General features: G+C 37.3%; 11 protein-coding genes, 1 tRNA gene, 1 other RNA gene and 1 other annotated feature. Of the genes, 11 read left to right on the forward strand and 2 right to left on the reverse strand.

Translation table 11 applies throughout. The annotated features are described in order from the left end of the window. Window positions 1-275: 275 nt before the first annotated feature. Window positions 276-1,925 (forward strand): M4 family metallopeptidase, encoded by a 1,650-nt coding sequence (locus B371_RS0105295; protein WP_019413264.1) that lies wholly within the window; start codon window positions 276-278, stop codon window positions 1,923-1,925. A 278-nt stretch (window positions 1,926-2,203) separates the two neighbouring features. Then, window positions 2,204-2,416 (forward strand) — a binding site (T-box leader). Window positions 2,417-2,881: 465 nt separating this feature from the next. After that, window positions 2,882-4,159, forward strand: a complete 1,278-nt coding sequence (gene serS, locus B371_RS0105300) for a serine--tRNA ligase (protein ID WP_019413265.1) — start codon at window positions 2,882-2,884, stop codon at window positions 4,157-4,159. Between the two features lie 21 nt (window positions 4,160-4,180). Here serS and tadA read toward each other — a convergent pair whose 3' ends face one another. Beyond that, the gene (gene tadA / locus B371_RS0105305; RefSeq protein ID WP_019413266.1) at window positions 4,181-4,672 is read right to left on the reverse strand and encodes a tRNA adenosine(34) deaminase TadA; all 492 of its coding nucleotides are present in this window, start codon (window positions 4,670-4,672) and stop codon (window positions 4,181-4,183) included. Window positions 4,673-4,756: 84 nt separating this feature from the next. On the opposite strand from tadA, the gene B371_RS0105310 reads away from it, so the two are divergent. From B371_RS0105310 to B371_RS0105320, 3 genes are all read left to right on the forward strand, one after another. Beyond that, entirely contained in the window at window positions 4,757-5,890 is a 1,134-nt protein-coding gene (locus tag B371_RS0105310; RefSeq protein ID WP_019413267.1) for a glycosyl hydrolase family 18 protein, read from the forward strand. Between the two features lie 111 nt (window positions 5,891-6,001). Further along, on the forward strand, window positions 6,002-6,640 hold the full coding sequence (locus tag B371_RS0105315) for a deoxynucleoside kinase (protein ID WP_019413268.1): 639 nt from the start codon (window positions 6,002-6,004) through the stop codon (window positions 6,638-6,640). Beyond that, window positions 6,637-7,308, forward strand: coding sequence for a deoxynucleoside kinase (locus B371_RS0105320; protein ID WP_019413269.1), 672 nt, complete (start codon window positions 6,637-6,639; stop codon window positions 7,306-7,308). The genes B371_RS0105315 and B371_RS0105320 overlap by 4 nt, the downstream gene beginning before the upstream one ends. A 179-nt stretch (window positions 7,309-7,487) precedes the next feature. Here B371_RS0105320 and B371_RS0105325 read toward each other — a convergent pair. Next, window positions 7,488-7,580, reverse strand: a tRNA-Ser gene (locus tag B371_RS0105325). Between the two features lie 319 nt (window positions 7,581-7,899). Here B371_RS0105325 and ffs point away from each other — a divergent pair. The 6 genes from ffs (at window position 7,900) to B371_RS0105350 (ending at window position 11,751) form a co-directional block, all read left to right on the forward strand. Continuing rightward, window positions 7,900-8,166, forward strand: an RNA gene (gene ffs, locus B371_RS22725) — signal recognition particle sRNA large type. 314 nt (window positions 8,167-8,480) lie between these two features. Then, window positions 8,481-10,250 carry a DNA polymerase III subunit gamma/tau gene (gene dnaX / locus B371_RS0105330; RefSeq protein ID WP_019413270.1) on the forward strand — a complete coding sequence of 590 codons (1,770 nt, stop codon included), beginning with the start codon at window positions 8,481-8,483 and terminating at the stop codon, window positions 10,248-10,250. A gap of 14 nt (window positions 10,251-10,264) precedes the next feature. Continuing rightward, window positions 10,265-10,585, forward strand: a complete 321-nt coding sequence (locus tag B371_RS0105335) for a YbaB/EbfC family nucleoid-associated protein (protein WP_019413271.1) — start codon at window positions 10,265-10,267, stop codon at window positions 10,583-10,585. Window positions 10,586-10,599: 14 nt separating this feature from the next. Beyond that, on the forward strand, window positions 10,600-11,196 hold the full coding sequence (recR, locus tag B371_RS0105340) for a recombination mediator RecR (protein ID WP_019413272.1): 597 nt from the start codon (window positions 10,600-10,602) through the stop codon (window positions 11,194-11,196). 18 nt (window positions 11,197-11,214) lie between these two features. Continuing rightward, window positions 11,215-11,427 carry a YaaL family protein gene (locus B371_RS0105345; RefSeq protein WP_019413273.1) on the forward strand — a complete coding sequence of 71 codons (213 nt, stop codon included), beginning with the start codon at window positions 11,215-11,217 and terminating at the stop codon, window positions 11,425-11,427. A gap of 63 nt (window positions 11,428-11,490) precedes the next feature. Then, the gene (locus tag B371_RS0105350) at window positions 11,491-11,751 is read left to right on the forward strand and encodes a pro-sigmaK processing inhibitor BofA family protein (protein ID WP_019413274.1); all 261 of its coding nucleotides are present in this window, start codon (window positions 11,491-11,493) and stop codon (window positions 11,749-11,751) included. The last annotated feature ends 117 nt before the right edge of the window (window positions 11,752-11,868 follow it).

Here is an 11,868-nt window from a genome sequence, read left to right on the forward strand (position 1 = left end):
TATATTTGTCATTTTTAACATTTCCTCTATAACCCATAATCCAAAACTTAATTAAATAAAAAAGGGAATTATTAGGACTTTATAACTACTATGAATAAAGAATTTTTCTATTTACGGGTATTATAAAACAATTTATTATTTATATAGGAAAATAAAACCATAATTATACAAAACAAAACAGTTAAAGTGTACTATATATTCTGAATAATTAAACACTTAAAATAATAGTAACCGGTAATAATAGGAATTTATGAAAAATTGGGGAGTGAAGTTGAGTGAAGAAGAAAATAATTAGTCTTAGTTTAGCGGCAACGGTGGCATTAGCAGCATCAATGTCACCAGTTTATGCAACGTCTAGTAATGGTGTCTCTGAAACAATACATGTAAATCAAAAGAGTAAAGCGCCTAATTTTATTTCTGGTCAATTAACAGCACCATCGAATAAAGGCATGAAAGAAGTAGTTTTCAATTATTTAGCAGAGAAAAAAGGACTTTATAAATTTAGTAATGAACCATTTAAGAGTTTCAGAGTTTTAAGTGAATCAAAAGATGATATCGGGTTCACGCAAATGAAACTACAACAAATCTATAAAGGTGTTCCTGTTTTTGGTTCTGTTATAATAGCTCACGTTGATCAAAATGGGGTTTTAACATCTGTTTCAGGTGAAGTTGTACCTGAACTGGACAAGAAACAAACACTTAAGAGTGGAGCAAAAGTAAATCGTGTAGATGCCCTTGCTACTGCTAAGCAGGATTTAGAATCTAAATTAGGACAAGAAGCAGAACTTGAACATCCTGCAACACCTGAATTTGTGATTTACGCAAGAGATGGAGAAGCTAAGTTTGCTTATGCAATGGAGTTTGAATTTTTATATCCTGAACCAGGTAATTATCAATATTTTATCGATGCACAAACAGGTGAAGTGCTAGAGTCATATAATCAAATTCATGCAGCAAAACCAACATCAGGAGCTACTGGAACAGACACGGTTGGGACAGGAAAAGGTGTTTTAGGGGATACAAAATCATTCAACACATTAACGAATAATAATGGATCATACCTTCAAGACCGTACACGTGGGAATGGGATATTCACTTATGATGCAGCAAACCGTACAAGAACACCTGGTACTCTTTGGTTGGATGCAGATAACGTACTAAATGCAGCCTATGATGGACCAGCAGTTGATGCACATGCATATGCAGGTCAAACATTTGATTACTTTAATAACGTGCATAATCGTAATAGTTACGATGGGAATGGAGCTAAATTAGTTTCTACCGTTCATTACGGCCGTAGTTACAATAATGCATTCTGGAGTGGTTCACAAATGGTTTATGGTGATGGAGATGGAACAACGTTCATTCCATTATCAGGAGCTCTTGATGTTATTGCGCACGAGTTAACTCATGCCGTTACTGATACAACTGCAGATCTTGTTTATCAAAATGAATCTGGTGCGATTAATGAATCAATGTCTGATATTTTTGGAACATTAGTAGAATACCACTTTAATAACAACCCGGATTGGTTAATTGGAGAAGACATCTATACACCTGGAATATCAGGAGATGCACTTCGTTCAATGGCTGACCCAACGTTGAATGGAGATCCAGATCATTACTCAAACCGTTATATCGGCACATCTGATAATGGTGGTGTCCATTGGAATAGTGGAATTAGTAATAAAGCAGCGTATTTGCTAGCTGTTGGTGGGACGCATTATAATATTAGTGTTTCAGGAATAGGCAATGAAAAAACAGGAGAAATCTTCTTCCGTACATTAACACAATACTTAACACCGAACTCTACGTATAGCCAATATCGAGTAGCATCTATCCAAGCAGCAACAGACCTTTATGGTGCAAGTAGCACTGAAGTTGCAAGTGTTAAATCTGCATTTACAGCAGTTGGTGTTAATTAATTTTGCACTGAAGATATTCTCTATCTTTCGAGATTAGCTTTGTCTCGCTCCAAGAACCAGTCCACACCTAAGCTTGGGCCCACAGGATGTGGATCATGAAGTCGTCGCGACACGAAGTCGCGCACTTAGCCTTCCTTCCTCGCCTCATGAGAAAGCAGACTTTCGATTCAGCCCTTTTAGCTAGGTGTTGGACTAGTACGGTGTTTAGCACTTTTAATTAATATGAATGACAGCTTGCCAAATTTCACATCCTGTAGTAAAGTATGTTTAATTTCACATATGAAACGATGATGGGAAGTAGTAACAAGCACGTTTTTTCTAGAGAGCCGGCGGTTGGTGCAAGTCGGTAAAAACACTTGTGAATCCGTTCTGGAGTTGCACAACTGAAAGTAGTAGGTTGTAGCCGGTTGAAAAGCCGTTATGAGACAAGTGGATTTGTTCGTATGGACAAATCAAACAGGGTGGCAACGCGGGTAGCTCTCGTCCCTTTCCAAGGGGATTGAGGGCTTTTTTTGTTGTCTAGCTTCGAATCCCAGCTCACACCTAAGCTTGGGCCCACACTACGTGGGTCATGAAGGCGTTGCGACATGATGTCGCGAATTTAGCCTTCCTTCCGTAATTATCCGGAAACAAGTTTCCGATTCGATTCTTCCAGCACCGGTGATGAGCTAGAGTGGGCTTATACGCTTTTCGGTGTTGTCTAGCTTCGAATCCCAGCTCACACCTAAGCTTGGGCCACACTACGTGGGTCATGAAGGCGTTGCGACATGATGTCGCGAATTTATCATTCCTTCCGTAAGTCATCCGGAAACAAGTTTCCGATTCGATTCTTCGGAGCACCGGTGATGAGCTAGAGTGGGCTTATACGCCTTGGATTGGTCATGAAGCTTGTATCTTGGCCTTCAATCAAAAATGTCTATAACTTACCCATTATCGAATTTAGAGGAGGAAAACCAATGTTAGATGTAAAACGAGTAAGAGCCAACTACAATGAAATTAAAGGAAAACTTGAAAAACGTGGAGAAGATTTAGGAAACTTTGATCAATTTACCGAGTTTGATTCAAAACGTCGTGAGCTTATAGGGAAAACTGAAGTATTAAAAGCTGAACGAAATGAGGCTTCTGAAAAGATCTCTGTAATGAAGCGTAATAAAGAGAATGCTGATGATGTAATTCTACGTATGCGTCAAGTGGGAGATGAAATTAAAGTATTAGATGTAGAACTTCGAGAAGTTGAAGAGAAGTTTGAAGACATGATGATGCGTTTACCAAATATTCCACATGATAGCGTTCCGGTTGGGGATTCTGAAGATGACAACGTGGAAGATCGTACATGGGGAGAAATCCGTGAGTTTGATTTTGAACCAAAACCACACTGGGATCTTGGAACAGATTTAAATATCATTGATTTTGAACGCGCCGCAAAAACGACGGGTAGCCGATTCGTGTTTTATCGCGGTTTAGGTGCTCGTTTAGAGCGTGCCTTGATGAACTTTATGATTGATCTTCATACAGACGAGCACGGCTATGAAGAAATGTTGCCTCCTTATTTAGCAAATCGTGCGAGCCTAACAGGAACTGGGCAATTGCCGAAGTTTGAAGAAGATGCTTTCTTAATTGAAAAAGAAGATTATTTCTTAATTCCAACGTCAGAAGTTACTGTAACAAACTTTTACCGTGATGAAATTTTAAATAAAGACATTTTGCCACAAGGATTTGCAGCATACAGTGCTTGTTTTCGTTCAGAAGCGGGTTCTGCAGGTCGCGATACACGTGGTTTGATTCGCCAACATCAGTTTAATAAAGTAGAGCTTGTACGATTTGTAAACCCAGATGATTCTTACAATGAATTGGAGAAATTAACTGGTCATGCAGAAAAAGTTTTACAATTATTAGGTTTACCGTACCGTGTGCTTAAAATGTGTACAGCTGATTTAGGATTTACTGCAGCCAAAAAATATGATATTGAAGTATGGATCCCAGCGCAAGGTGTGTATCGTGAGATTTCTTCTTGTAGTAACTTTGAAGATTTCCAAGCACGCCGCGCCAATATTCGTTTCCGCCGCGAACCAAATGCTAAACCAGAATTTGTTCATACGTTAAATGGAAGTGGGTTAGCACTTGGCCGAACAATTGCAGCCATTTTAGAAAATTATCAACAAGAAGATGGTTCTATCGTTATTCCTGATGTACTACGTCCATACATGGGCGGAAAAGAAATAATTTCTAAATAAAAAAAGAATCAGAAATGAATCCTATTCAAGGTTTCGTCTCTGGTTCTTTTTTTGTTCGCGTAAATTACGAAAAAACACAGTAAGGATAGTGCCACACTCTTCACTTAGAATTCCTTCAGTTACATCACATTCGTGGTTAAATCTGGAATCGTTAAGTAATCGATAGAGAGAGTCTACTGATCCCGCTTTCATATCGCGTGCACCATAAACCAAGCGAGGAATTCGGGATTGAAGAATCGCTCCTGCACACATAGGGCAAGGTTCGAGTGTAACATAAAGAGTCATATCTTCTAATCGCCAACTACCTATATGAGCACAAGCTTGTTGAATCGCAAGTAACTCTGCGTGAGTAGTAGCATTTTGGGTAGTTTCACGTAAATTATGTGCGCGTGCAATAATTTTATCTTGGTAAACAATAATAGCCCCAATTGGAACTTCACCTAATGTTGCTGCTTTTTCTGCTTCTACTAGAGCTTCAAGCATATATAGCTTGTCTTTTTTAAATATATCCATTACCCATCACCCTTCTGATTAAGTGTAGCATGTTTTGATTCCTAGACGCATAGCATAAAGGAGATATGAACAAGGAGGTCTTACATGATTTATGTAGTAAAGACAGGAGATAGTCTTTTTTCAATTGCGAAAAAATTTGAAACCACGGCTGCAAGACTTGCGATGGCTAATGAACTTGAAGATCCAGATGTTTTGGTAGTTGGCCAAACACTTGTGATTCCAGGTACTCCAAATCCGAATCGACCAACGATTGAAACAAACGCTTATGTTGAGTGGTACACTGAAAAACCCTCACAATCATTGCTAAATGAAGTGAAAAAGCGAGCTCCATTATTAACTTATATGATGCCATTTTCATATGACGTTAGAGCAGATGGTTCATTGTCTGAATTAGAATGGAATGGTCTTGAACAGATTGCGGTTGAAGGGAATATGGTAGCGGCAATCGTTATTTCAAACATTGAAGAAGGCGCTTTTAGTGACACCTTAGCACAAAAGATTTTTGCTAGCCAGGAAGTGCAGGATACGCTAATCGAAAATATTTTAGCTGAAGCAAAGGAAAAAAATGCAAAGGATATTCACGTCGACTTTGAGTATTTACGAAAAGAAGATCGATTAGCCTATGTAGAATTTTTAAGACGTTTAAAAGAAGAGGCGGAAGGGTTAATCGTATCAGCCGCTCTAGCCCCTAAAACTTCTGCAACGCAAGTCGGGAAATGGTATGAGGGACACGACTACAATAAAATTGCTGAAGTTGTGGACTTTGTCGTCATTATGACATATGAATGGGGCTATAGTGGAGGTCCCGCAATGGCGGTTTCACCAATAGGTCCTGTAAGACAAGTTCTGGAGTATGCATTAACAGAAATGCCATCTGAAAAAATAATGATGGGTCAGAATTTATACGGTTATGACTGGACTTTACCTTTTGTACAAGGGACACAAGCTAAGGCCCTTAGTCCGAAGCAAGCTGTTGAACTAGCACGTGAACGAAATGCCAATATACTATATGATACGACTGCACAAGCTCCATATTTCAAGTATTGGCTAAATGGAAAAGAACATGTTGTATGGTTTGAAGACGCTAGGTCAATTCAAGCAAAATTTCAATTGATAAAAGAATTGGGTCTTAGAGGCATCAGTTATTGGCATATTGGTTTTTCGTTTCCACAAAATTGGTTACTTCTATACGAAATGTTTAAGGTTAAAAAAAGATAGAGCTAAAACCCTTTTCCTTTTTGGAAAAGTGGTTTTAGCTCTGTTTTTCAATTTAAAGCTATGTTAAAATAGGGGGCATTGCATGATTGAGAACGAGTAGGAGGACTTCTGATGCCGATTCCATTTATTACAGTTGAAGGCCCAATTGGTGTTGGAAAAACTTCATTATCAAAAGCCATAGCTGAAGTAAATAATTTTCATCTCTTAAAAGAAATTATCGACGAAAATCCATTTTTAAATAAATTCTATGAAAATATTGAAGAATGGAGCTTTCAAACGGAAATGTTTTTCCTCTGTAATCGATATAAACAATTAAGTGATATTCAAAAGAAATATATTTCAAAACATGAACCTGTTGTGGCGGATTATAATATATTTAAGAATTTAATTTTCGCAAAACGAACACTTCCGGTAGAAGAATATAAGAAATATGAATCAATTTATACTATTTTGACACAAGATATGCCTAGACCAAACATGGTTATTTACTTGCACGCTAGCCTGGATACATTAATGAAACGCATTGCTGTGCGTGGTCGTGATTTTGAAAAAATGATTAGTATTGATTATATGGAAAAATTATCAACAGATTACCATACATTCATTCAACATTTTGAAGAAACACATCCCGAAATCCCCGTTCTTCGTTTTAACGGAGATGAACTTGATTTTGTACAAAATAAAGCTGATCTGAAATTCATCTTAGATAAAGTGGAAGACACATTACAAAAAAGGAGTCTCCAAGAATGAAAAATCTACGTGATAAATATGGTATTCCACAGAATGCTGTTATAACAATAGCAGGAACGGTGGGTGTCGGGAAATCAACAATGACACAGGCTCTTGCAAATGCATTACAATTTCGAACATCATTTGAACAAGTAGATACAAACCCATATCTTGATCTCTTCTATGATGACTTTAAAAAATGGAGTTTTCATTTACAAATCTACTTTTTAGCAGAACGCTTTAAAGAACAAAAGCGTATTTTTGAATACGGTGGAGGGTTTATTCAAGACCGTTCAATCTACGAGGATACTGGGATATTTGCTAAAATGCATGTGGTAAAGGGCACGATGAATTTGACTGATTACGAAACCTATTCAAGTTTGTTTGACGCGATGGTTATGACACCATATTTTCCACACCCGAATTTACTGGTCTATTTAGATGGCTCCATTGAAGACATTTTAAGTCGAATTCAAGTACGCGGACGTCCAATGGAACAATCAACACCAGTAGAGTACTGGTATGAAATGCACCAACGTTATGAAAACTGGATTAACTCATTTAATGCATGCCCAGTTTTAAGACTGAATATTAATGATTACGATTTAATGAAGAATCCAGATACAGTGGAATCGATTGTTGAAAGAATCGGTCAGTCTATTAAACAAACCTCATTGTTACGAAACTAAAGTGGACAAGCCCTCATCTACATATGGGGGCTTTTATTATGTTTAATGTAAAAAAAGACGACTCAAGTGAGTCGTCTTTATAATATTAATATTCAGAATAGTTATAGTAGAAGAAAATTCGTTACGTTAGTAACGAATAACAAACAATCTCCATATATGCGCGTTTTTGTTTTAAAAAATGGAGGAGGTAGAGGGATTCGAACCCCCGCGGGATTTAACTCCCCTGTCGGTTTTCAAGACCGATCCCTTCAGCCGGACTTGGGTATACCTCCATATCAACAAAATATAATTTATCATGTACAAAAATTAAAGTCAACAATAATAAGTGATAAAAATAAAGTTTAAATATTACGTCTTTTGTCTAAATAGAGGCAGGGAATATTCCAAACATATTTTGATGGAAGTGCAGCTCTTGTAAATAGTAATAAGGAATACTTTCTATTTTATTCAACAAAACTATTGTTTAAAAGAATTTACTATAGCACTGGTTATAGCTATTTCTCACACTCTTAGATGAATTGGTAAAATCTCTATAAATATCAATGTATTACTATTTGATTTTTAAGATCAAAGTTAGTATAATAATAAATGCCGTGCTAGGTGGGGAGTTAGCGGTGTCTTGTAACTCGCAATCCGCTCTAGCGAGACTGAACTCCTTCTCTAAGGCTGTTTATATGTAGGGTCTGGCTTTTGCACGTGGTGTTGACGTTTGGGTCCTGCGCAATGGGTATCTATGAACCATGTCAGGTCCGGAAGGAAGCAGCATTAAGTGGACTTTCTCATGTGCCGCAGGGTTGCCTAAGCAGAGCTAACGACAAAGGTTCCGCTTATGTATATCAGTCGAAGGAAGGTGCACGGTATACATACTTCCAAAAAGGTGTTTGTTCGCTAATAATGCGAGCAAACACCTTTTTTATACTTTAAGTGAGTGTTCAAAAAGGAGCATAAAAAGAGCCGAGTAGGTCGAGGCGGCGTAGCCTTCGAGCACCGGAGCGTATGGTGTTGATACGTGAGGAGCAGAGAAGCAAGCCAACGAAGAGATACGACAGCTATTTTTAGCGGACTTTTTGAACAACCTCTTTAATTAAATTTGGCTTTCAAAGAGCTAGGGTTACCACCTTATGGTATAATGAAAGGACTTTTTAAAATCATACTAAAAGGGGAGAAACCAGTTGGCGTATCAAGCTTTTTATCGTGTTTACCGACCGCAAACATTCGCTGAAATGTCAGGTCAATCACATGTGAAACAAACCCTTCAAAATGCTCTCCTTTATAATAAAACAACACATGCGTATTTATTTAATGGACCCAGGGGGACCGGGAAAACAAGTGCGGCAAAAATTTTTGCAAAAGCTCTAAATTGTGAACGTTCACCAATTTCAGAGCCATGTAACGAATGTGACTCATGCAAAAGTATTACAAATGGTTCAAATACAGATGTAATCGAATTTGATGCTGCTTCTAATTCTAGAGTTGAAGAAATCCGCGATATCATTGAAAAAGTTAGATTTGCACCTGCAAATTCACGATTCAAAGTGTACATTATTGATGAAGTACATATGCTATCTAATAGTGCGTTTAATGCATTGTTAAAAACACTTGAAGAACCGCCAGAACATGTCGTGTTTATATTAGCAACAACAGAACCTCATAAATTACCATTAACGATTATTTCACGGTGCCAACGTTTTGATTTTAAAAGAATTACGTCTACAGATATAATCGACCGTATGAATGTAGTTCTGGCAGATTCGGGTATTCAGTCTAATAATCAAGCATTAAAAGTCATTGCACAGGCTGCTGCTGGCGGGATGCGTGATGCGTTGAGTATGCTTGATCAAGTTGTATCATTTAGCGGTGATGAAATGACAGTTGAAGACGCGCTTCTAGTGACAGGTTCAATTCCTCAAGATGCATTTTATCATTTAGCAGAATCTTTATTAACAAAAGATGTTGGTAAAGTTCTGACTCTTTTAGAGGAGTTAATGAAGGAAGGTAAAGATGCGGTTCGTTTAACCGAGAATCTAATCACATTCTTCCGTGATTTACTATTAATGAATACAGCTCCTTCATTAGATGAATTATTGGAACTTGCTTCAAGTGAGGAGAAGTTTAAGCAACTAGCAAGTCAATTCACGGTCGATAAACTATATCGATACATTGAAATACTAGCTGCCAGCCAACAAGAAATGCGTTATTCTAATCACGCTAAAGTTTACTTAGAGACAGCTCTTTTAAAAATGTCACAAGTAAAAGAAGGAAACGCTCAATTAGAAATTGATTTAAGTACTTTTGAAGAGAAAATCGCTCAACTTGAACGGACAGTTGTCGCGCTAGAACAGCAAGTTAAACAGGGTCTAACTTCAAATACACAAACACCACAATCTGACGACACTCAAAAACGCCAAAGATTAAAAACACAAAAAGGTTATAAAGCGCCTTCTGGACGTATTCAAGAGGTGTTAAAAACTGCAACCAAGCAAGACATTCAACAAATAAAAACCCACTGGCCAACGATTATGAATAAACTGCAAAAATCTCACGAAGCTCTATTAAACGAAGCAGAACCAGTTGCAGCATCTAATAGTGCATTTGTGTTAAAATTTAAATATGATATTCATTGTCAAATGGCAGCTGACAATCAGACATTCTCCAGTGCCTTTTCGCAATTGTTAATGTCATTAACGGGAAAGAATTATGAAATCCTGTTTGTTCCAGAGGAAGCTTGGAATAAAATCCGTGAAGAATTTATTCGTAACAAAGGATTGAAGACGTCCGATTCAAATTTAGACACGGAAACTAATGCAACAAATGCAACTGAAGTAACGGATGATGAAGTAATGGGTTTTATGAATGAAGAACAAACAGGTGTTGAAGACCCGCTGGTAACAGAGGCGGAAAAGTTATTTGGTAAAGATTTTATAGAAGTACATGATGATTAAGGAGGAAAAGGTATATGCGTGGAATGGGAAATAATATGCAAGGTATGATGAAACAAATGCAAAAAATGCAAAAGCAAATGGCTGAGGCTCAAGAAGAATTAGGAACTAAACATTTTGAAGGTGTTGCAGGTGGAGGTATGGTTAAAGTAACTGTCTCTGGACACAAAGAAGTTGTTAATGTAGTACTAGATGAAACCGTTGTAGATCCCGAAGATATCGAAATGTTGCAAGATTTAATTGTAATTGCTACCAACGAAGCAATGAAAAAGGCAGAAGAAACAACTAACTCTACTATGGGACAATTCACGAAAGGATTGAACCTTCCTGGCATGTAATAGGAGGAAACAATATGCATTATCCTGAACCAATATCGAAACTCATTGATAGTTTTATGAAATTGCCAGGTATCGGGCCAAAGACTGCGGCCCGCCTGGCTTTTTTCGTTTTAAGCATGAAAGAAGATACGGTGCTAGCTTTTGCAAAGGCGTTAGTTGATGCAAAGCGAAACTTAAGTTTTTGCGAAATTTGCGGTCATATTACTGATATAGACCCCTGCCATATTTGCCAAGATAAACAGCGTGATAACACCGTTATTTGTGTTGTCCAAAACCCTAAAGACGTTATTGCTTTAGAAAAGATGCGAGATTATAACGGGCTTTACCATGTCCTTCATGGCGCGATTTCTCCGATGGACGGTATTGGACCGGAAGACATAAACGTACCAACGTTACTGAAAAGGTTACAAGATGAGCAAGTGAAAGAATTAATTTTAGCGACAAATCCTACTATTGAAGGAGAAGCGACAGCTATGTATATTTCAAGACTTGTTAAACCATCTGGTATTAGGACAACTAGAATTGCCCATGGATTACCGGTTGGTGGAGATTTAGAATATGCAGATGAGGTTACTTTGTCCAAAGCGTTAGAAGGGCGACGCGAGCTATAAAGGAGGCCAAGTTGTTAGATGTTTTTCAAAAAAGCAAAACTTAAAAAAGAATATGATGCCAAACTAATATCACTAATGAAGGAAACAAAAGAAGAATGGCAACATACGCAAACAATAGAAGATTTGATAGATGACTATGATTTATCAATTATTGTACAACGTAAAATTGCCGAGAGTAAGCACTTCTATTTATATAAAGAAGCAAGAATACGAAAAATTCTCTTGAAATGAAGTATATGTTATACCAATCCTCTCATATAGTAGGTTATAACTTAATTAAGAGGTGGGATAAGAATGTCATTAATTCTTTATTTGATTGGTATAACATTACTGTTTTTTTTATTTCTGAATAAAACTTCTAAAGCACGAGTAATCGATGCATTTTCTATTTGGTGGTTTAGAATTGCTTTTTCTTTTGTTCTTCTGTTTGCAATCCATCTAATTGCAAGTCAGTTCGGCTTTTTTATTCCTATTAATATAATATTTGGATTACTAATTGCGTTTTTAGGCGTCCCTGGAATTGCTAGTGTAATAACTATTTCGGTGTTCTTATAACTATATTGAGTTAGAGTATTGACTTTAGTAGTTACATAGTGTAATATAGTATTTGTCGCCGAGATGCGGCAGACGAAATAAATTGAAACAAAAACGTGAACCTTGAAAACTGAACAG

Source organism: Paenisporosarcina sp. TG20 (assembly GCF_000286315.1).
Classification (GTDB): Bacteria; Bacillota; Bacilli; order Bacillales_A; family Planococcaceae; genus Paenisporosarcina.

Bases quoted from the DNA above. Each gene is read 5' to 3' on its own strand.
- tadA (WP_019413266.1), bottom strand. From the start codon at position 4,672: ATGGATATATTTAAAAAAGACAAGCTATATATGCTTGAAGCTCTAGTA.
- serS (WP_019413265.1), top strand. From the start codon at position 2,882: ATGTTAGATGTAAAACGAGTAAGAGCCAACTACAATGAAATTAAAGGA.
- B371_RS0105315 (WP_019413268.1), top strand. From the start codon at position 6,002: ATGCCGATTCCATTTATTACAGTTGAAGGCCCAATTGGTGTTGGAAAA.
- B371_RS0105335 (WP_019413271.1), top strand. From the start codon at position 10,265: ATGCGTGGAATGGGAAATAATATGCAAGGTATGATGAAACAAATGCAA.
- B371_RS0105345 (WP_019413273.1), top strand. From the start codon at position 11,215: ATGTTTTTCAAAAAAGCAAAACTTAAAAAAGAATATGATGCCAAACTA.
- B371_RS0105320 (WP_019413269.1), top strand. From the start codon at position 6,637: ATGAAAAATCTACGTGATAAATATGGTATTCCACAGAATGCTGTTATA.
- B371_RS0105310 (WP_019413267.1), top strand. From the start codon at position 4,757: ATGATTTATGTAGTAAAGACAGGAGATAGTCTTTTTTCAATTGCGAAA.
- recR (WP_019413272.1), top strand. From the start codon at position 10,600: ATGCATTATCCTGAACCAATATCGAAACTCATTGATAGTTTTATGAAA.
- B371_RS0105350 (WP_019413274.1), top strand. From the start codon at position 11,491: ATGTCATTAATTCTTTATTTGATTGGTATAACATTACTGTTTTTTTTA.